This is a genomic window from Paenibacillus sp. FSL R10-2771 (assembly GCF_038000205.1).
In the GTDB taxonomy this organism is placed as follows: domain Bacteria; phylum Bacillota; class Bacilli; order Paenibacillales; family Paenibacillaceae; genus Paenibacillus_AQ; species Paenibacillus_AQ phytohabitans.
In genome coordinates this window covers 1,866,822-1,887,527 of sequence record NZ_JBBOBM010000001.1, presented here as the reverse complement: position 1 = coordinate 1,887,527, position 20,706 = coordinate 1,866,822, and the positions used below count along the sequence as shown (strand labels likewise).

The window sequence follows — 20,706 nt, the reverse complement described above, 5'->3', positions numbered from 1 at the left end:
TTAAGGGATTGATAGAACAATATTACTATTCGGATTGAGCCGGTCTGTAGGGGGACATGAAACAGCAATAACCTGCATTACAGTTTCAACTCCAGTCTATCTGGGCCGCACTATAGACAACAACCCGACAATTTACCGAATGATCGCTGTAGGACTGGCGGAATACGTCAATTCCATGCGCGTGATTCGTTGCCGGCTGAATGGAGACACTCTAGAAGTACTGAAGACAAAATTGTTGTACGTTTTACAACTTTGATTCACGGATAGCTCAGTGTTCGGGAGGATTGTTGTATAAAATACAAGAATAATCCGGCTAAGCCGTCTGAAATAGGCTAAATGTTGCATTTGATACAACAATATTGGATTTGAATCGATATTAGGAGGAAAATGTTGTATTTTGTGCAGGATTTCACAAAAAGTCACCCGCTCCTGCCACGGAAAGCGGATGAATGAGGAAATTCCTGAGGTAACAAAGGTAACAAAGGTAACAAAGGTAACAAAGGTAACAAAGGTAACAAAGTATTATTGCATACAAAAAGGCCCGCAAACTGCGGAAACGCAATTTACGAGCCTTATCACATTAGCTGAATGATCCTGTTAGCGCAGGCGGGCATGCTTGTCTGCATTCCCATACTGTACCTTTACTGTACCTTCGCTGTACCTTCGCTGTACCTTCGCTGTACTTTCGCTGTACCTCTACTTTACCTTCACTCTAATTATATTCTATTCTTACATTACCTCTACCCTACCATTTACTCTACTTTTACTGCACTCTCGCCGTACCTTCACTGTATCCATACTATACCTTCTTTGTACCTTTGCTGTACATCTACTGTACCTTTACTCTACCTTTACTGCACTCTCATTGTACCTTTACCGTACCCACACTGTTCCTTCGCTGCATCCTTACTGTACCTTCATGTTGTACCTTTACAGCACCTTTGCACTACCGCAAATCCAGCCACTCCAGGGATGCCGCACCAGCCGCAGCGCTGACTGTCAGCTCATGTGCTCCAGCTTCAAGCTGCTGATCACTCTGAATCCGCACCGTCCGCCAGTCCTGCCCGGAGTCCGAGGCATTACCGTGAATCCGGCCGATCTCCTGACCATCCAGCTTCACCATCAGCTCACTGTCCGGCCCGCTCATCAGGACCCGCAGCTCCAGAGCCAGCGAATCCTGCCTATCCTCCGAGCCCTGCGTGTCCTGCGACTCCTCCAAGACCCGCGTGTCCTGCGACTCCTGCGTGTCCCCCGGTTCCTCCAAGCTCTGCAACTCTGGCGCATCCTCCGGGTCCCGTGACTCCTGCCGCTCCCGCAAGCCCTCCGTATCCTCCGGGCTCAGCCGCTCCGAATCCCGGTCCGCAACCGTAAATTCATACGCCGCCCAGTCGCCCTCGGCCAGTACGACACACAGCCTCTCCTCAGGCAGCCAGACTTCCCCGCGGCCATGCTGGAAATTGGGTACCGTCCGGTCTCCCTCCACGAAGCGGAAGTCCATTCCGTCCTCCTCCCGGAAGCCGATGCCTGCCGCAGCCTGCCTGCCGGGAGCTCTCCCGAAGCTCAGACCGCTCCCCTTGTAGCCATAAAAGATAGCAGGAATCCGCACCGGCAGCCGCCGGAACAGCGAATGGACAACATCTGAATGGTACACACAATGGTCCAGACTCAGGTTGTGCAGATATTCATCCAGAATCGCCTGTGCCTCCACACGCTCCGGCTTCACGCCTCCCTCCAGATAGCTGACCAGCTTGTGCCAGCCTTGCGGAAGAACGATGGAACAGGGGGAATTATCGGTGTCGAGCTTTTTCCAGGTCCAGAAGTTCCAGGAGATGCCGTGATCCTCAAACAGCTGGAATGCACCGGCGTACCAGTCCTTATTGTTCTCCCCGCCCTCGCCCATGAACAGCGGCAGATTTAGCCGCTCTCTTGCGTCCAGATACTTCTGAATACTCTCCGTATCGGGATTGTTCCAGTACTTGTGAAACTGCAGCATTACATTATCATCCGGCAGCTTATTATCCGGCAATCCCTCGAAGATCGACCAGTCCGTCGCCCAGTGCACACCCTCCAGAATTATCATATGCCGGGCATCAACCTCCCGGATAGCCGCGATAATCTCGTGGTACAGCGGCATCACCTGGTCATTGTACTGCGAGAACCAGTCCGGTAGCGGCTCATTCAGCAGGTCATAGCCCGCAACGATCCACTCGTCTTTGTACCGCCCGGCGAGCATCCGCCAGATGGCGATGGTCAGCTGCTTGTTGCGTTCATCCGTGAACAGCTCCGGCAGATCCTGCGCGGAGTCGTCGATATTCGTTCCGGTCTGGCCGCCGGGTGCTCCATGCAGATCCAGAATGGCGTAGACTCTGTGCTCCCTGCACCAGCCGATAATCTGATCCAGCCGCACCAGATGCTCCTCATGCCAGCCGGACACTCCCTCTTCTTCCCGCAGGATATAGCGGGCGTTAATCGGAATCCGGATCGAGTTGAAGCCTTCTGCGGCAATCCGCGCAATATCCGCTTCGGCCACATAGCGGTCATAATAGGTCTCCCAGAACGCCTCCGCCCTGTCAGCACCAATAAGCGCTATAATCATCGCTTCGATCCGGCGCGGACGGTCTCCCTGTTCCGGGAAACGCCACATGTACCCTTCAGGCAGCAGCCAGCTTCCAAGCCCTACACCGCGCAGCAGCAGCTCGCGCCCTTCCCCGTTTCTTAAGCGGTGTCCGTCTGCATAGAGAAACCCGCTTACTTCATGATGGTCCGGGTGAATCATTTGTATTTCCTCCCTTTACCCTTTGACGGCGCCTTCGGCAATGCCATTCAGAATATATTTTTGCAGCAGCAGATATAGAATTACAACGGGCAGCATCGTCAGCACCAGCGAAGACAGAATCGCCGACCAGTCATTATTGCCATATTGTCCGAACAGCATGTTGGTGGACAGCAGCAGCGTATATTGATCGGCATCCGTGAGCATGAGCAGCGGCAGCAGAAAGTCATTCCACATCCACAGCAGGTTGAGAATCGCCACAGTTGTCGTAATCGGCAGCAGAAGCGGAAAAATAATCGTAGTGAACAGCCTGACCTCCCCGCAGCCGTCGATCACCGCAGCCTCATCCAGATCCCGGGGGACCGATTTGACGAATCCGTGGTACAGGAAGATGGCCATCGACACGCCAAGCCCGATATAGATCAGGCCGAGGCCGACCGTTGTGCCCTGCACCGCCAGCTTCATGGAGATCCGGTTCAGCGAGATCATGATCGAATGGAACGGAATCAGCATCGACAGGACGAACAGGTTGAACAGGAACGTGCTCAGTCTGCCGGGTGTTCTGGACAGCTTATAGCCGGCCATGGACGAGAATAGAATAATGCCGACCAGGCCGGTAGCTGCGACCACCACGGTATTGCCGAGGCTCCGCAGGAAATTGGTTTTCTCAAAAGCATCACTATAGTTGCCGAATTCCAGCTTACTCGGAATAGCCAGAATATTATTCATCATGTCCCCTTCCGTCTTCAGAGAGTTGAGCACCCCCATGTAGACCGGAAAGAGCGTAATTACGGCACCTGCCAGCAGAAAAAGAAATATGATCACCGAAGACACTCTGCGCCGCCCCGCAATACCGGACTTAGATGTTGAATTCAACCGGACGGTACTCATGCCTCCACCTCTCTTCGTTTCATGATGCTCAGCTGTATCAGCGTGATCACCAGGACCACCAGGAACAGGATCATCGCCTTGGCACTGGCGTAGCCGTAACGGCCGCTCATCTTGAACGCTTCCTCAAAAATATTCAGCGCAAGCACCTGCGTCGCTCTTCCCGGCCCGCCCCCGGTGAGCGCGAACACGGCATCAAAGGCCTTGAACGAGCTGTTCAGCGTCACGAAGATACCGATCGTTACAGCCGGATAGACCATAGGCAGCGTAATGCTGCGGAAGGTCTGCCAGCTGTTCGCGCCGTCGATTGCAGCCGCTTCTTTGAGCGCATCCGGCACCCCTTGCAGAGCCGCAATATAGATCACCATCAGGTAACCTACGCCGCCCCACAAGGAGACAATGACAATCGCCAGAAAGGAGTATTTCGGGTCGCCGATCCACGACTGGTCCAGAAAAGCCAGGCCCGCATGCTCAGCGATATAAGGCAGCGCCTTGGTGAAGATGAACAGCCACATGAAGCCGCCGATAATCATGCTGATCATGTTGGGCATGAAGAAGATCGTCCGGAACCAGGCCTTGCTGCGGCGGCGTGATTCGATCAGTACCGCCAGCAGGACGGCCAGCACATTCTGCAGCACGACCATAAACACTACAAATTTCAGGGTAAACCAGACTGAATCAATGAAAAAAGCATCATCCGTCAGCGCTTCGATGTAATTGGCGAATCCCACCAGATGGTAGGCGGGATTCAATCCGTTCCAGTCCGTGAAGCTGTACCATGCCCCGCCGAAGGCGGGAGCAAGCATGAATACGGCGTAGAACAGCAGGGCGGGAAACACGAAGGCCAGCAGAATGAGCGACTGTTTGCTTTTATTGCTTCCACTCATCTCTATCACTCCTATGCTGTTTCTGGGTTTCCTTAGTTACCTGCTTTTACCGCATTGGCCCAGGTCTTGTCGAGCGTTTTAATGAATTCCTCCTGAGTTACACCCTTGGTGTAATAGCTCTGAAGCAGCTTGGCCGTCTCATCGGTTACGCCGTTCGGGAGCGACAGATCCAGATAAGCCTTGCCTTCGGAGACATAAGAGCTGGCCTCGGTCACCCACGGATAGGTATTGTAGGTGTGCTGCTTCGCCACCGGATTAAATTTCAGCTCCTCGAACAGCGCCGAAGAATCCTGGTCATCCAGCACATAATTCACCAGATCCAGCGCCACATCCTTGTTCTTGCTGTTAGGGGATACCGCCAGAGATGTCGAGGTCGCCAGATTAATCTGTGTAGCCGCGGGATCGTTACTGACTGGCAGCGGAGCCACACCAAATTCCATATCAGGATTGGCTTTGAGGATGGATTCCGCCTGCCACGGTCCCTGCACCCACATCGCCGCTTTGCCATTAGCAAAATCTGTTGACCCTGCCGCACTGCCCACCTCAAACGGTTTATCCGTGCCGTTAGCCATAATCAGATCAATAATGTTGAAGACATCCTTCACATCGGCATAGGAGGCTTCACCTTTGTTCATCTTCTCCACCCAGTCCGGATGCTCGGAGGATACGATGCCTCCAAGAGACAGCGCCATCATCAGCTGCGGAATCCACGATTCCTGGAAGCTCAGCTCGAACGGCTTAATCCCGGCTGCGTTAAGCTTGTCAATCGCTGCCTGCATGTCATCCAGTGTCTGCGGCGGCTGAATGCCGAGCTCGCTGAAGATTTGCTTGTTGTACAGATAACCCCAGGACAGGCTCTCCAGCGGCAGGGCTACAACTTTATCATCATAGGTAACGGTCTGCCGGACACTGTCATACAGCTTCGGTACGAAGTCCTGATCCGACAGATCGCTCAGATAGCCGGCCTTGTAATACCGGGGCACATCCGCAATCGCATGGAGAGTGAATACATCCGGCGCATCATTTGAGGCCATCCGGGTCTCCAGAATCTGCTTGGCCTGATCCGGGTTCGGCATCTCCAGCTTGACGGTGACATCAATATTTTTCTCCGCCAGCTCCTTGGCCTTGAATTGCTCGAAATACTTATCGAATTGATCCTTAAAACGCGGGAAGCTCATGAATACCTTCAGTTCCACTTTTTGGGCCGGGCCTTCTGTCGCTGCTGCCGCCGCACTTTCCTGCGGCTTGCTGCTTGCGCTCTCACTTGGCGTATTTCCATTTGAACCGGAGCTGCACCCCGATACAATCCCCAGAACAAGCATCAGTGTCATTGCTGTATTAAGCGCTTTCTTCATTTCTGTTACCCCCTTCTGTTATGTCTGCCTCTTTAGTCTAGGGGATATAAGGGGCAGCGTCTTTTGAGGATATTAACATCGGGAGTTGCATTATATTGATACGCTTTCATTTCTCGCTGCGCAGCTCTCCGGGGGTAATGCCGTAGTGCTTCTTGAAGACACGGTAAAAGTATGCCAGATCCTCGTACCCGCAGAGTCCGGCAGCCTCCTTGATCGGCATGTCACGCCCTGCGATCAGCTCTCTGGCCCGCTCCATTCTCAGCCGGGTAATCCGGTCGAGTACCGTATCTCCCGTTGCGGCCTTGAAAGCGCGGCTGAGATGCTCCTTCGTCACCAGGAAATGTGCGGCGATGCCCTCCAGAGACACCTGCTCCAGGTAATGATTCCGGATATAGCCCTCTACCTCCGCCAGATCAAGCTTAACGCGGTTCTTGCGCTGCTCCAGAAGCGTGTTGATCAGCTCTGTGAAGTGATCCCCGATCCCCGCCACCATGGCCTGAACCGACGGCCATGGCTTATCAGGTCTATCGGGCGTATCCGGCGCATCCGCTGCCGTCACCCCCCCGTTTGTCTTCGCGGCTTCACCTGCTAGCAGGAGCAAATCACGGGCAGTCCGCTCGATCATTGCTTCCAGCTGATGCTGCGGCACCGAGCGTTCCAGCTCCCGTCCCAGCTTCTCCAGCTCTTCTCTTGCCGCCGGCTTGTTCAGCGCCAGCAGCTGATCGTAGATCCGCTGGCGGTAGGCGAGATAACGCTCCATCAGCGGCTGATCCATGAGCATCAGCGGTGAACCGGTTAAGCGCTGCCGTTCCCGCTCCTTCGCGCATTCTGAGAGAACGTTATTCAGCTCTGCCCGGTCCACCGGCTTCAGCAGATATTCAACCGCCTTCGAGCGGATCGCCTGCTTCAGGTAGACGAAGTCATCATATCCGCTCATCACAATAATCTGCACCTCCGGGTACTGATGCTTCAGCCTTTCCAGCAGCTCTACCCCGTCCAGTCCGGGCATCCGCATATCGGTAATTACGAGCCCCGGATGAAGCTTCTCCACCAGCTCGAGTCCTTCGATTCCGTCCTCCGCTTCACCGATTACCTGCATTCCGTGTTCTTCCCAGGCGCCGAGCGACTTCACGACCTGTCTGGACCAGGGCTCATCGTCAATAATCAGAACCTTCAGCATTCCGCTCTCCCCCCTCTGCGGCCGCAGGCCACTGGATCACAACCAGTGTTCCCGCCCCGGCCTTGCTGTATATACGCATTCCATATTTCTCTCCAAATTGCAGCACCAGCCGCGAATGGACGTTGTGCAGGCCGATGCCCTTTCTCCGCCGGGGAAGCTCTCCCGCCCCGGGATCGGCCAGCATCGTGACATTCCCCCGGAGTGCCGCACGGATCTCCTCCAGCCGCTCCGGCGTCATGCCGACGCCTTCGTCCTTAACTATGAATACGGTGCGGCTGCCGACGGTCCGGATCCGGATCAGCAGCCTCCAGTGCCCGCGCTGCGGCTGCAGCCCATGCTCAAAAGCGTTCTCCACCAGCGGCTGCAGCGTGAAGCGCGGCAGCAGACTGGCGCGGGAGAACTCATCCGCCTCAATCACCACGCTGCAGCGCCCCAGGAAGCGGTTCTCCTGAATGAACACATAGTTGCGCACATGCTTAAGCTCTTCCTCCAGCTTCACCAGCCCGCCTTCATTGCTGATCGAATAACGCAGCAGGTCGCCAATTACCCGGGTGATGTTATAAATATCATCGGCATTCCTCGATAAGGCCATTCCCCCGATCAGCTGGAGCGTATTGTTCAGGAAATGCGGGTTGATCTGTGCTTGAAGGGCGAGCAGCTGGGCATTCTTGACTTCAATCTCCTGACGGTATTCCACCTCAATCAGCTCCCGGATCCGCTCCATCATCGAGTTGTAGCCGCGCTCCAGCAGCCCGATCTCATCACGGCTCTGCACCGAGTGCTGTTCGAAGTTGCTGACATGCGCCTTGCGCATCGACACCGCCAGACTGACAATCGGGCGGGTAATGCGCAGCGAGAACAGGATGGACAGCAGAATGGAGGCAATCATGAACAAGCCTCCGGTCAGAAAACCGGCAGCAATCGTAGGCCGTGCGCTCTTAGCGACAGTGGATAAGGGAATGGCTTTCACAACGGTAAGCTGGCCGTCGGCCACTTTTTTCATGAAGAAGAAATAGCCGTCCTCCTGCCGGAATTCCAGTTCATGCTCAGAGACGGCAAGGCTCTGCAGCCGCCTGCCGATATCACCGGAGCTCTCGGAAATGCTCGAGCCGGAGAGCAGCTCGCCCTCATCATTCAGCAGGAAGACCGAGCTCTCGTCTTCGGACTGGAGAATATGGCTGACCTCCTCCCATACCTCCCGGTTGATCCGCACGCCGATGCCTCCGAGCAGCCGGTGATCCTCGAACCGGTTAATGCCGTGGTAGGCATAGATGCCGCTGACGTTCTGCTTGAAATACATGTTGACCGGCCCGTAGGGCAGCCGGCTCCAGGGCCCCTCACCGATATCCAGCGGGGAAACGCTTCCACTATTCACGAAGTCAACGGAAATGGCTTTCAATTGGTCATGCATGTACAGTGTAAGCTCGTCTACCTTCCGGGAGTTCGTATAGAACTGCGAGGTTATGGCTTCGCGGATATTGTTCAGTGAACGGTACTGGACACTAATGTCCGGGCTGTCCGTACCCGTTAGCCCCGCCATAAGCTGCGGGTTAATCTGCAGGGTATAGAACAGGGTATCCAGCTGTTCAATCAGCTCATCCAGATACTGGTCCGCCCACTGCATCCGGGAGTTATTCGCATTGATCATTTCCTTCTCCACAGACTGCCGCGTATTGTACGTGGCAATGGTGGTAACAGTGAGCACCGGCAATGTGGTCAGGCAAATCATGATGACCAGGAGCCGGACCCGGAGACTTGTCCGCTTCATCATAGGCTGATTCCTTTCTGCGAAGCTGGATTGCTTTTACCGTCAAAATATAGCATGCCGGATCAGGCCAGACAATACGGTGCTGAGAATATTGCGGGTTACTGTTGTTAGGTCCATGCACACCAAACAGGATGCCCCGCAGCCATGATTCATTTCATTCACGGCGTATGGGGCATCCTGCTCCTGTTGCTTTGCGCGTGCTCCTGCTTATTTCTGCAGTTCGAGATCCTTTTGCTTCAGCAGGTCAGCGTATTCATCTTTATACTGTTCCAGCTTCTGCTTCAGCTCGGCGCTGTCCGGACTCGCTTTCAGCAGGCTGCTGGTGGCCAGAATATTATTGACTGCGGTATCAATTTTAGCGTCAATGACTTCGATTTTGCTTTTGGTAACGGTTAAGGCGGGATCAGGCGTAATCACCGGCACCGGGCGGAGAATAGCATTCTTATCACTTGAGGAAGAAGCGCCTCCGTCTGACTTCTCATCCAGGCTGATCGTTTTGCCCTCTACAGAAACCTTGAACCCGGCTAATTCACCGATTGCGCGTACGGGCGCATAGCTTTTGCCGTCAATTACGATGGCCGGATCGGCCAGCTTCTTGCCATACACCTTCACGGTATACTCCGCCTGAATTGCCTTTCCTACCAGTGTTGCCGAAGCGCCCAGCGCCTGCGCACCCACCATCAGTATCGCCCCGGCAATGAATCCGGCAGCAATCTTTTTCATAAGAAATTCACTCCCCGTCAAAGACTATGACTACTATTCTATCATTTTACAGCGGCCTGTGCCGCCCTTTGGCGCTGATTTCGTGGGATGTGCCTGGCCGAAGGAACCTTTTAACCCAAATTTAAACCCGGCGGATACCTGAGTTTAACCTTCAGTCTGTACACTTTAGAGAGGCGAAGGTACGCAGCATGCGGTCTTACTGTGGATATAAATATAGGAGGTACATATGAGAGTATTGGAGATTATTTTGACCGTGTCAGCATTATTATTAATGTTCAGCTTCGTGTCAGGCAAGTTATTTCTCAAGGTAAAATTGGTATTATCTTCTATTAGTATTACATTGTGCGCGGCACAGCTTTGGATCGAAGGGTACCGCTGGCAAATGGCGGGTGTGTATGTAATTGTGCTGCTTGGCATGATCCTCCGCATGGCAGGCATAATCAGAGGCCGCTCGCAGAAGCTGTTATCCGCTGGCCAAAAAACCGGGGAATCTGCATTCCGCTCGCTGAAACGATTCTGTGTAGTTGCAGGTACTGCAACAGGTATACTTATGGTGATCGGCTCGGCAGTACTGTCTTCCACGATTCCTGTTGTGAAGTTCCCCGCTCCGGCAGGGCCATATGCCGTTGGCATCCAGACTCTACATCTCACCGACAGCAGCCGGCCTGAACCTCAGACACCTGACCCCGGGGATTCACGGGAGCTGATGGTTTATGTCTGGTATCCGGCCACTGCAAAGAATGATCGCCAGACCGCACCTTTGCTGCCTGGTGATAGACAAAGCAACCGGAAGCTGACGTCCGCTTTTGCCGGATCATTGGGCATCCCACCATTCTCCCTGGATTATTGGCAGTACATTCATATGAATGCTTATCCTAATGTGGACTGGCTGCGCTCAGAAGGACCTTATCCGCTGATCCTGATCAATCATGGTAACGGCACCTCCAGCCTGCTGCATACCACACTTGCAGAGAACCTGGCATCGAACGGTTATATTGTAGCGGCCGTAGATCATACCTACAGTACAGCGGCTACTTTATTTCCAGACGGCACAGTTACCGGTTTCAGTGAGTCTTTAAGCAGTGATCATTTCATTGCAACAGGAACGCAGCTGGGCAACGTATGGAACGACGATAACCGCTTTGTCCTCAGCCAATTGAAGCAGCAATTCGCAGATTACATAGATACTGATCACATTGGGATAGCTGGACACTCCTTCGGTGGAGCGGCTGCGTACGAGGCGATGTTCTCCATTCCTGAGCTTAAAGCGGGAATTGATCTGGATGGAAGCTTGTATACCCTCACAGGTCCGTCCCTGGGTAAACCGTTTTTGTTCATAGAGTCGGAGGATTACTATAACCGGAAGAAGCGGATTGCAGTTCCGGATATCGATGCCGAGGAAAAAATAATGAATAATGCCAGGCTAAGCGGGGGCGGCAAGCTCTATATCAAAGGCACAGCGCACTTCAACTTTACAGATCTGCAGCTCTATTCAAGCCTGCTGAAGTACACCGGAATGACGGGCAGCATTGACGGCGGGCGAAGCAACGAAATTGTGAATCAGCTTGTGCTGGATTTCTTCAACAGGCATTTGAAGGAAATCCATGAGGATGGAGAGGATGGAGAGGATGGCGGGACCGCTGCCGGGACGGATGCCGGGACCGCTGCCAGGACCGCTGCCGGGACGAATGCCGGGACGAATGCCGGGTATGTGGAGGTGGTTAGGCCTTAATCTCCCCTATCAGAATCTAATTCTCCATCCTGAATGCTCCACCTGCCCGGCTTCAAAAAGTCCCCCTGAGAATTCCCCGTTTATGCAGACGGGGAATTCTCAGGGGGACAACACTGAACGCTCTATGCTTAATGTTCGTGTTCATACTCATGCTCATACTCATACCCATACTCATACTTATGTTCATGCTGAATGCTTATGCTCAATACTCATGCTCATGCTCATGTTCATGCTCATGTTCATGCTCACGCTCATGTTCATTCCTCATGTTCCATGCTTCACCTTTCGCGCTTCACATTATACTCCGCGCTTCGCATCCGGAGACGCAGCCCGCTTACAGCCGGGCCGTCACAATCTCACATATCGCCCCATACAGCGCCGGCTCCAGCTCCAGAGAAGTCAGCGCGGCAAGCGTAGCCGCAGGACCTGAGCTCTCCTTCACCAGCTGATAGATTTGTTCCTTATGGTCGAACCGGATCTGTGCACGGTTTAGCAGCGCAAATACCTCTTCCTCCACCCGGTTCACCGCAACCCGCGCCGTAGTGAGCGTTACCGTCAGCTCCTCAGTCACCTCCAGCTCCGGCACAGTCACGGTCAAAGTATGCGAAGCCTCATTATACTTGGTTTCGCCCGCAACCGCTGCTCCTCCAGCCTGGACTGTCACCTCCGTCTCTGCACAGCCCATGAAGACCAGCTTCCAGCTCCGCCGCTCCGGCACCACCGCAGTATTACCTTGCGCAGGCTGAATGGTGAAGACCGCCGACTGTCCGGCTTGTTCCCATGCCAGGGCCATCCCGGTAACACACCAGTTCCCGTCCAGGTCTTCCGCAGTGTCACCTGCGTCCTCCCAGAGCTGGAACTGGCCGTCCGCTCCGGCGAACACCCTTACCTCCAGCTGCTGCGGATTGTCTACCGCTGATGTATGCCCGCTCAGATCGGCCATCGGCACGATGGCCCCCGCCTTCGCCAGCACCGGAATCTGCTCCAGCGTGCGGTACAAGGATAGCCTTCTGCCGCCGTCATAGACTCTTCCGCTGAAGAAGTCGGTCCACAGCCCTTCCGGCAGCCAGGCCTTGAACTCCGCCACGCCTGTCTTGGAATGTACAGGCTGGGTAATCGGGCAAGCGATCAGCTCGGTGCCGAAATAATACTGATTCGGCACCCCGTAAGCTTCCCGCTGCTCTGCGTGATGGTAATACATCGGCTGGACCAGCGGAGACCCTTCCCGGCTGGCATAACGGTTCATCGTATACAGATAAGGCAGCAGGCGGTGCCGCAGACGCAGGGAATCCTTCATAGCCTCCCCGGCAATTCGATTGAACCGCCATGGCTCTTTGCTGTTGAACGGACTGGCTGAGCTGTGCAGCCGCAGCAGCGGGGAGAATACGCCGAACTGCACCCAGCGCAGTGCCAGCTCATCATCCAGATACCCGCCCATATGGCCGCCGATATCATGACTCCACCAGCCATACCCGCTATTCGACGCTGTTGCCGTAAAATACGGCTGGAAGTCCAGCGACTCCCAGGTGATGATCGTGTCGCCGGAGAACCCTACCGGATAACGGTGGCTGCCAAGACCTGCATAACGCGAGAAGGTAAGCCGCCTCTTCCCCCGCCGCCCGCTGTCCAGATAATGATAGTGGTTCAGCATCCACAGCGGATCAAGACCCGGAACCTTAGTCATCCCGCCCTGCTGCCAGTCGATCCACCAGAAGTCTACACCCTCTTCCTCCAGGGGATGATGCAGGAACTTGAAGTAGGCCTGCAGGAACTGCGGATCGGTAATATCAAACTCCACTGCCTCCCCTTGCTCCGGGTCCATGCCCAGCTCCGCCGCAATTGCCAGATACGGCTCCTCGAAGGCCCGTACCCCGTCAGCGGGATGGACATTCAGCGTTACGCGCAAGCCCCTGCCATGCAGCCAGGTCAGAAACCGCTGCGGGTCCGGGAACAGCTCCCGGTTCCAGGTGTAGCCGGTCCAGCCGCTGCCGTACTTCGGATCAATATCGACCAGATGCCAGTCCATGTCCATTACAGCCACCGAGAACGGAAGCTGCTCCTGTCCGAAGCGTTGGATCAGCGACATGTATTCTTCCTCTGAATACCGGTAATACCGGCTCCACCAGTTGCCCAGCGCATAGCGGGGCAGCAGCGGAGTGCTGCCGCACAGCCGGTAGAAATCCTTCAGGCACTTCAGGTATTCATGGCCATAGCCGAACAAATACAGATCAAGCCCGTCCTGCTCCCGCTGCTGCACCGTGCCGTCTGCCTCCATGAGCAGAGAACGGCTGTCATCAACCACCGTATACCCGGCAATTGACAGCAGTCCCGGCTCCAGCGGAATGGCACCGTCGGCATTATCCAGCGTGCGCGCGGTACCGCCGAGATCCTGCACCTCATCCCCATAGTGCCAGACGCTCAGCAAATGCCCGGATTCATTCCTCACCTTCACACTCAGCCCATGCCGGGAGAATGGCGCTTTGTCATAGGTGAGCTGCAGGCGGTCCGTCATGATTTCAAGCCTGTTCCCGAGATCGGTCACCCGGAAGTCAGGAACCGGGAACTTACGGTTCATCACCATTTGGGTCGCCCGGTCTTCGAAGCCCCCCTGCGGACTGTATTCCATCCGGATCAGCGCCGGAGTAAGCACCGTGAACCGGTAGCATTCGCCCTGAATGACTGCTCCTGCACTTGCGGCTGGTTCAGATGCGAACCGTAAGTGCTCCGGAAGCGGCAGCAGCTCTTGAGTTGTTGTATTCATCGATAAACCTCATTTCTGCGTAGATAAGCAATCTGTCTATTCCTTCACGGCACCGATCATGACGCCTTGATTGAAATACTTCTGAACGAACGGATATACACACATGATGGGAACGGTAGCAATGATAATAACGGAATAGCGCATCATATTAGCCAGACGCAGCGCAATCTGTGCCGCTTCACCACTGCCGATGCCCGACTGCATCTGATTCGTGATCAGAATGTTACGGAGAATCAGCTGCAGCGGATACATATTTGGATTCTTCAGATAGATCAGGGCATTGAAATAAGAATTCCAATATCCGACGGCAATCCATAAGCCGAGCACGGCAATAATCGCTTTGGACAGCGGCAGCACCACCTGCAGGAAATAACGCAGATTCCCGCAGCCGTCAATTTGCGCCGCTTCCCACAGATCTCCGGGAAGGCTCGTCTGGAAGAAGGTCCGGGCTACGATAATGTTGTAGACGCCAACCGAGAACGGCAGCACCATAACCAGGAAGGTATCATACATGTGGAAGTCCCGGATCGTCAGGAAGGTCGGGATCAGCCCTCCGTTGAAGAACATGGTGAAGATGAAGAACAGCGAGAGGATTTTGCGTCCCGCCAGATCTTTTCTGGACAGCGCGTAGGCTGCCGATATATTCACAACCAGACCGATGGCCGTCCCCACCACCGTGTAGAGGATGGTATTCCGGTAGCCGATCCAGATGTTTTTATGCCGCAGCAGCTCCTGATAACCGTCAAGCGTGAACCCCCTCGGGAACAGCCAGACCTTGCCGCCCGCCACCGCAGACGGATCACTGAATGAAGCAATAACGATGAAATACAGCGGATAGATCAGGATGATCAGAAACAGGATGGCGATAACATACATAATAATTTCCATTACCGAATCCGAGGACCGGTTATTTTTGATTTTGCCAGTTCTCTTGCTGGCTGCAGGCTCTAGTACTCCCATTGTGCTGCTCCCCCTTCTACCACAGGCTGTTTTCACTAAGTTTTTTGGAAAGCTGGTTCACCATGATCAGCAGAATAAAGTTGATGACCGTATTGAACAGGTTGATGGCCGACGAGAAGCTGTATTGGCTGCTGAGCAGACCGATTTTGTAGACATAGGTGGACAGAATCTCACTGGAGGTGATATTCAGATCATTCTGCATCAGATAGACCTTCTCAAATCCTACACCGAGCAGGCCGCCCACCCGCAGAATCAGCAGCGTGATTGCCGTCGGCATCAGCATCGGGATATCGATATAACGGACTTTATTCCAGCGGCTGGCCCCATCCACCGTAGCAGCTTCGTACAGGCTCGGATCGACCGACGAGAGCGCGGCAATGAAAATAATGCTGTCCCAGCCGACATGCTGCCACACATCCGACCAGACATACACACTGCTGAATAGCGAGGTCGAGCCCATCAGATCGGGAGCCTCCCCGCCGAACAGGCTGTACAGATTACCGACCAGCCCGGTGCTTGGCGAGAGCAGAATCATCATCAGGCCCACCATTACGACTGTGGAGATGAAATGCGGCATATACGACACGGTCTGGAAAAAACGTCTGAACCGGTTCGGCCGCATCTGATTGACCATTAGCGCAAGTATAATCGGGATCGGGAAGGTGATCAGGCTGTACACGCTGATAATCAGCGTATTCTTAATCGTGTTCGAGAATTGATAGGAATTGAAGAACTTGTCAAAATACTTGAATCCCGCCCACGGACTGCCGTCAATTCCCAGCGCCGGGCTGTAATTCTTGAAGGCGATGAGCACCCCGTACATCGGTTTGTATGCGAACAATAACGTAAGCACAACTGCGGGAAGCAGCAATAAATACAGTCCCCAATTTCGTTTGATCTGTCCGATGGCTGCTGCCGGACTGGACTGACCGGATTTCATTGTGACCCCTCCTAAAAGTTTGAGTTTGTTAGCATAAGCTTCATGATCGACTTCGGCAAAACCCGCTCCGGTAGCATACGCTTATCTATATTTTCATTCAGTATACCTGCCCCCCGCCGCGCCAGCCGGACCTCCTACCAGCGTAAACCGGACTTTCGTTGTCCGTAGGAGAGAGCTTCGCGCGGTCCGTTACCCGGGAGACACTAAACCGGACGGTATGCAGACCTCCGCTAACGTTATCCGGACTTTCGGGGCATAAACCCATATTTTGGATAATTGTTGGAGTACGAAATCACCCGGAAGGCTAATCCGGCAGCTAAGACGAATTAGGCTTAACCCATCCAGCGTTCCCGGCGGGATTAAAGGGATTTATCCCTTTATTTCCTTCTTCCCGCCTACTTCCAGCGGGATTAAAGGGATTTATCCCTTTATTTTCTTCTTTCCGCCTACTTCCGGCGGGATTAAAGGGATTTATCCCTTTATTTTCTTCTTTCCGCCTACTTCCGGCGGGATTAAAGGGATTTATCCCTTTATTCCCCTCTTTCCGCCTACTTCTGGCGGGATTAAAGGGATTTATCCCTTTATTTCCTTCTTCCCGCCCACTTCTGGCGGATTTAAAGGGATTTATCCCTTTATTTCCCTCCTCCCGCCTACTTCCGGCGGGATTAAAGGGATTTATCCCTTTATTTCCCTCTTCCCGCCTACTTCCAGCGGGATTAAAGGGATTTATCCCTTTGTTTCCCTCTTCCCGCCCACTTCCGGCGGGAGCAAAGGGATTTATCCCTTTATTTCCCTCTTCCCGCCTACTTCCAGCGGGATTAAAGGGATTTATCCCTTTGTTTCCCTCTTCCCGCCCACTTCCGGCGGGAGCAAAGGGACTTTCCCTTGCCAACAAAAATACCGCCCTGCAACAGACATCGGTGCGGGACGGCATTTTACCAAAGCCAGCCTGAAGCTTGCTCCTACTGCTTATTTCATGCTTCAATAATCACCGGCCGGCCGCTGCAGTGCAATCTGCCCTCGGCCACGGTTACCGCGCTGCCGTCAATCAGATTGACATACGCTCCATCCGGAAGCTCCAGCTCCACATCTCCCTGCCTGCCTCTCAGGCTGAACACACCTGCCAGCTTCTGCTCTCCCCAGGTATGCATGCCGCAGACAATTCCGTCTTCTTCATGTGCCGTAAACTGGCAGACACCATGGGCCATAATTGCTTTGTGCTTAATGGGGTACAGCGCCTTGAACAGCCAGGACAGGTCCTTGCCCGTATTCCAGTTAACGGTATTCTTGTCGAACAGATCGGGACAGATTTCATTCTCCGTCTCCTGCCCGCCGTAGATCAGCGGCATTCCCTTCTGGAAATACATGAACGCTGTCCAGTTGATCAGCTCATTCTCCTCCGGGAACAGTGCCTTGGCCCGCGGCCGGTCATGGTTCTCCAGAAACCGCAGCTTCACATAATTGCCCGGATAGATATACTCCTGCGCATTGATCTTCTCTATATAGCTGCCCAGCGTAACGCTGCCGTTCAGATAGCCCGTGAAATACGGGTACACATCATAGTCATAGCAGGCATCAAACGCCTGGAGCACCTCGCTGTCGGACAGACTGACCATGCCCCGGGAACGCAGATGCATCGTGAAGTCCGGTTCGATCGATTCGGCGAGCCACAGACAGCCGGGATTGACCGCAGCTACTTCTTCTCTGGCGCGCAGCCAAAAGTCCAGCGGCAGCAGAGGGGCTACGTCACAGCGGAAGCCGTCCACCATTCCCGCCCACATTGTCAGCGATTCGATCTGATAATCCCACAGCTCCTGATTGTTATAGTCCAGATCCACAATGTCGCCCCAGTCGCCTACACGGTTACCGAGCTTGCCTTCCAGAGTTCTGTAGAAGAATTCAGGATGGTGCGCTGCCAGCCAGGAATCGGGCGAGGTATGGTTATAGACCACATCAATGATGCATTTCATCCCGAGCCTGTGAATGGCCTCCGTCAGACTCCGGAAATCCGCCAGAGTGCCAAGCTCCGGATTAATCTCCCGGTAATCCTGATTGGCATAAGGACTGCCGAGCCCGCCCTTGCGGGCAGCAAGGCCAATCGGATGCACCGGCAGCAGCCAGATGATATCCACACCAAGCTCCTTAATGCGCTCCAGGTCCTTCTCTACTGCCTTGAAGGTTCCTTCTTCGCTGTGATTGCGCACATAGATGGAATAGACCACTTGGTTCCGCAGAGTCACTTCCGTTAATTTAGCCATACTTACACTCCTATTGGTTACACGATTCTGCTTACCTTGAGATGCTCCGGAAGCCTGATCTTCCCGGTTAATGTCCGGACAGCAAGAGTGCCCAGCTCATATCCGGCCCTGACCAGCTGCTGTGCAGCCTCAAAATCAGCCATATTCTGCTGTATACCCGCACTTATGATCCCTTCATCACCGCCGCAGCGGCCTGCCAGGACAAAAGGGTAGCCGCTGCTCTGCAAATACCCCATCACAGCCTCTTCCCTGCTGGATCGCAGCAGAATGACTCCGTCTGCGCGGTGCCCCTTCAAGAGACCGGAGACGGCCTTCAGTTCCTCCTGCTCATCCGCACCTGAACAGATGATCGTGTCATATCCTAAACGGCCCGCCTCCGCTATAATTCCGCGCAGGGTCTCCATGAACATCAGGCCTAAGATGGCCTGCTCTGAAGGTCCCGGCAGCAGAATGCAGAAGCAGCGGGCTGACTTCGACACCAGGCTCTTCGCGATGATATTCGGCGTATACCCCAGCTCCTCCATCACCTGCTTCACCTTGCGGGAGACTTCCTCCCGGACCACCGGCCGGCCGGACAGCACCCGGGAGACCGTGGAGATGGAGACTCCCGCTCTCCGGGCGACTTTTTTCATCGTAACCGTCATTGTAGAAGCCTCCTTCCGCGGATCAGTAGAATCTTTAGAGCTATGGTCTTTATTTCACGCTGTTGTAACGTCCGTATGCATCCGTGCGGATCTTCACCAGCTTATCCAGACCCATATCGTTCAGCTTCTTCACATAAGCATCCCAGTTCCCGTCGATATCCCCTTTGCTGATAAACTGTGCACGCATGGTGTTCACATAAGTATCGATATCCGTGGTCAACGTCGGAAGCTCTTCGAACTCCTCGGAAGTGTACATTACGTTAGGGAACGGTGTCGTTACATATTCACTGCCCAGCTTGTCGAGCTCCAGCTTAAGACCGTCACCCGCTTCCGGGTTAAGCACGATCTTCTGTTCGAAGGACGGGCTGACATATTTCGGTCCGAAGTCCCGCAGGGACTGATCCCAGTACCAGGCATCTGCGCTGGTTCCGCTTGGAGGGTCCATCAGCGTATAGGTGTCGTTATCATTCTTCTGGATAACCGTTCCAATCGCACCCCAGAAGTTCTGAATGCTCGCTTCGTTCGTGTAGAACTGGTCTGCCCAGCGTGCGGCAATCTCCGGTGTTTTGCAGGAAGAAGTGATCAGCAGCTCGTTGCGGTTCAGGCTCATCCCGATCGGATTGCCGATGGTGTAGCGGTTACCATCCGGTCCGGCAACCGGCGGAATCGTTACATACTGGTCACTCCATTTGCCGAATACGGCATCCGGTGTCCACTGGTAGGTGAAGCCGACGATTGGCGCATCCGGGTTCTGGAACTTGGCCGAGATCATCGTTGCATCCTGGGTGAACAGCTCTTTGTCGAGCAGACCTTCGGAATACAGCTTATTCTCCCATTTCATGCCTTCCTTGTACTCCTCCGTTATCGGATAATACACAGCCTTTCCGTCTTTAACCAGCATGTTGTTGGTATTCAGATCGGCAATTCCAAACGGACTGATCATATCATTGCTTACTTCGATATACGGAATTTCATCCGCTTTACCGTTTCCGTTCGGGTCCTGCTCCTTGAAGGCTTTGAGCACAGTGTAGAGCTCGTCAATCGTTTCCGGAACCTTCAGGCCCAGCTTGTCGAGCCAGGTTTTGTTGATGACCGGCTGGCGTGAGCTTTTCGGACGCGAAGGCAGGCGGGTCGGCATGGAGTAGATTTTACCGTCCGGGAAGGTGCTGATCTTCTTCATATCCGGTGTTTCTTCCATCGCGGCCTTGAGATTAGGCATGTACTGATCAATATAATCATCCAGCGGACGGAAATAGCTGAGATTGTTCACGATATCGGAGTCGGTGAAGGTCTGATCACCCAGCACGACATCCGGCAAGGTGCCGCTGGCCAGCAGAATGGATTTCTGCTCTGCCCAGTCGTTGGAGGACATGACCTGCCAGTCGATTTTGACATTGGTATTCTTCTCGAGATCAATCAGCCATTGGTTCTTGGTGAAGGTATCCCCCATGCTGCCCCAGCGTACCGTCAGTACCTTAAGCGTAACCGGCTCCTTGACGATCGGCAGGCCTTCTTTATTGAAGCTGTCCGTTTCTACAGCCGCCGTGTTATTCTCTTTGTTGCCGCCGCCGCATCCGGCCAGTCCGACAAGCATCACTGCCGCCATTAGTGAGATAGCCCACTTCTTGGCCACCGGTTTCCTGTTCTGTTTAACCATTCATAATCCCCCGTTTCGGTGTATTAGATCCTTTTGACATCCCTAATGATACCTTCTTGCTTCTCCGCATTCCGGACAATAACGCCCTGTTATTCGGACCTATGCATCCGCTTACATTATTTAGGGAAGCCAGCCCCCGGTTTCAGGCAGTTTTCATGACGCTATTCAGACTTTTACTTG

At 54.0% G+C, this 20,706-nt stretch carries 15 protein-coding genes; 1 reads left to right on the top strand and 14 read right to left on the bottom strand.

The features are described from left to right. Positions 1-946 precede the first annotated feature (946 nt). The 7 genes from NSU14_RS07790 to NSU14_RS07760 form a co-directional block, all read right to left on the bottom strand. Positions 947-2,776, bottom strand: coding sequence for a glycoside hydrolase family 5 protein (locus tag NSU14_RS07790; protein ID WP_340944009.1), 1,830 nt, complete (start codon positions 2,774-2,776; stop codon positions 947-949). Between the two features lie 15 nt (positions 2,777-2,791). Next, positions 2,792-3,649: a carbohydrate ABC transporter permease gene (locus tag NSU14_RS07785; RefSeq protein WP_340944007.1), complete on the bottom strand. Its 858-nt coding sequence runs from the start codon at positions 3,647-3,649 to the stop codon at positions 2,792-2,794. Between the two features lie 11 nt (positions 3,650-3,660). Beyond that, positions 3,661-4,548, bottom strand: a complete 888-nt coding sequence (locus NSU14_RS07780; protein ID WP_336103883.1) for a carbohydrate ABC transporter permease — start codon at positions 4,546-4,548, stop codon at positions 3,661-3,663. Between the two features lie 32 nt (positions 4,549-4,580). Then, entirely contained in the window at positions 4,581-5,903 is a 1,323-nt protein-coding gene (locus NSU14_RS07775) for an ABC transporter substrate-binding protein (protein ID WP_336103884.1), read from the bottom strand. 106 nt (positions 5,904-6,009) lie between these two features. Next, entirely contained in the window at positions 6,010-7,083 is a 1,074-nt protein-coding gene (locus NSU14_RS07770) for a response regulator transcription factor (protein ID WP_340944001.1), read from the bottom strand. Beyond that, positions 7,061-8,854 (bottom strand): sensor histidine kinase, encoded by a 1,794-nt coding sequence (locus NSU14_RS07765; RefSeq protein WP_340943999.1) that lies wholly within the window; start codon positions 8,852-8,854, stop codon positions 7,061-7,063. Before NSU14_RS07765 ends, NSU14_RS07770 begins: the two co-directional genes overlap by 23 nt. A 204-nt stretch (positions 8,855-9,058) precedes the next feature. Then, on the bottom strand, positions 9,059-9,574 hold the full coding sequence (locus NSU14_RS07760) for a hypothetical protein (protein WP_340943996.1): 516 nt from the start codon (positions 9,572-9,574) through the stop codon (positions 9,059-9,061). 226 nt (positions 9,575-9,800) lie between these two features. Between NSU14_RS07760 and NSU14_RS07755 the strand changes: the two genes are divergently transcribed. Further along, positions 9,801-11,306 carry an alpha/beta hydrolase family protein gene (locus tag NSU14_RS07755; RefSeq protein ID WP_340943994.1) on the top strand — a complete coding sequence of 502 codons (1,506 nt, stop codon included), beginning with the start codon at positions 9,801-9,803 and terminating at the stop codon, positions 11,304-11,306. A 334-nt stretch (positions 11,307-11,640) separates the two neighbouring features. On the opposite strand, the gene NSU14_RS07750 is transcribed toward NSU14_RS07755, so the two are convergent. From NSU14_RS07750 to NSU14_RS07720, 7 genes are all read right to left on the bottom strand, one after another. Then, the gene (locus NSU14_RS07750; protein WP_340943991.1) at positions 11,641-14,067 is read right to left on the bottom strand and encodes a glycoside hydrolase family 31 protein; all 2,427 of its coding nucleotides are present in this window, start codon (positions 14,065-14,067) and stop codon (positions 11,641-11,643) included. 36 nt (positions 14,068-14,103) lie between these two features. After that, entirely contained in the window at positions 14,104-15,027 is a 924-nt protein-coding gene (locus NSU14_RS07745) for a carbohydrate ABC transporter permease (protein WP_042138840.1), read from the bottom strand. Between the two features lie 16 nt (positions 15,028-15,043). Then, positions 15,044-15,967, bottom strand: coding sequence for an ABC transporter permease (locus NSU14_RS07740; protein ID WP_042238062.1), 924 nt, complete (start codon positions 15,965-15,967; stop codon positions 15,044-15,046). A gap of 316 nt (positions 15,968-16,283) precedes the next feature. Next, positions 16,284-16,952: a hypothetical protein gene (locus tag NSU14_RS07735; protein ID WP_340943988.1), complete on the bottom strand. Its 669-nt coding sequence runs from the start codon at positions 16,950-16,952 to the stop codon at positions 16,284-16,286. After that, entirely contained in the window at positions 16,942-18,225 is a 1,284-nt protein-coding gene (locus NSU14_RS07730; RefSeq protein ID WP_340943984.1) for an alpha-amylase family glycosyl hydrolase, read from the bottom strand. Before NSU14_RS07730 ends, NSU14_RS07735 begins: the two co-directional genes overlap by 11 nt. Before the next feature lie 17 nt (positions 18,226-18,242). Continuing rightward, entirely contained in the window at positions 18,243-18,869 is a 627-nt protein-coding gene (locus tag NSU14_RS07725; RefSeq protein WP_052421969.1) for a LacI family DNA-binding transcriptional regulator, read from the bottom strand. A gap of 49 nt (positions 18,870-18,918) precedes the next feature. Then, positions 18,919-20,526 (bottom strand): extracellular solute-binding protein, encoded by a 1,608-nt coding sequence (locus tag NSU14_RS07720; RefSeq protein WP_340943981.1) that lies wholly within the window; start codon positions 20,524-20,526, stop codon positions 18,919-18,921. Between the last annotated feature and the right edge of the window lie 180 nt (positions 20,527-20,706).

What these genes read in the sequence shown, in the direction of transcription:
- NSU14_RS07790 (WP_340944009.1), bottom strand. Translation starts at nt 2,776, where the DNA reads ATGATTCACCCGGACCATCATGAAGTAAGCGGGTTTCTCTATGCAGAC.
- NSU14_RS07780 (WP_336103883.1), bottom strand. Translation starts at nt 4,548, where the DNA reads ATGAGTGGAAGCAATAAAAGCAAACAGTCGCTCATTCTGCTGGCCTTC.
- NSU14_RS07775 (WP_336103884.1), bottom strand. Translation starts at nt 5,903, where the DNA reads ATGAAGAAAGCGCTTAATACAGCAATGACACTGATGCTTGTTCTGGGG.
- NSU14_RS07770 (WP_340944001.1), bottom strand. Translation starts at nt 7,083, where the DNA reads ATGCTGAAGGTTCTGATTATTGACGATGAGCCCTGGTCCAGACAGGTC.
- NSU14_RS07765 (WP_340943999.1), bottom strand. Translation starts at nt 8,854, where the DNA reads ATGATGAAGCGGACAAGTCTCCGGGTCCGGCTCCTGGTCATCATGATT.
- NSU14_RS07760 (WP_340943996.1), bottom strand. Translation starts at nt 9,574, where the DNA reads ATGAAAAAGATTGCTGCCGGATTCATTGCCGGGGCGATACTGATGGTG.
- NSU14_RS07755 (WP_340943994.1), top strand. Translation starts at nt 9,801, where the DNA reads ATGAGAGTATTGGAGATTATTTTGACCGTGTCAGCATTATTATTAATG.
- NSU14_RS07750 (WP_340943991.1), bottom strand. Translation starts at nt 14,067, where the DNA reads ATGAATACAACAACTCAAGAGCTGCTGCCGCTTCCGGAGCACTTACGG.
- NSU14_RS07745 (WP_042138840.1), bottom strand. Translation starts at nt 15,027, where the DNA reads ATGGGAGTACTAGAGCCTGCAGCCAGCAAGAGAACTGGCAAAATCAAA.
- NSU14_RS07740 (WP_042238062.1), bottom strand. Translation starts at nt 15,967, where the DNA reads ATGAAATCCGGTCAGTCCAGTCCGGCAGCAGCCATCGGACAGATCAAA.
- NSU14_RS07730 (WP_340943984.1), bottom strand. Translation starts at nt 18,225, where the DNA reads ATGGCTAAATTAACGGAAGTGACTCTGCGGAACCAAGTGGTCTATTCC.
- NSU14_RS07725 (WP_052421969.1), bottom strand. Translation starts at nt 18,869, where the DNA reads ATGACGGTTACGATGAAAAAAGTCGCCCGGAGAGCGGGAGTCTCCATC.
- NSU14_RS07720 (WP_340943981.1), bottom strand. Translation starts at nt 20,526, where the DNA reads ATGGTTAAACAGAACAGGAAACCGGTGGCCAAGAAGTGGGCTATCTCA.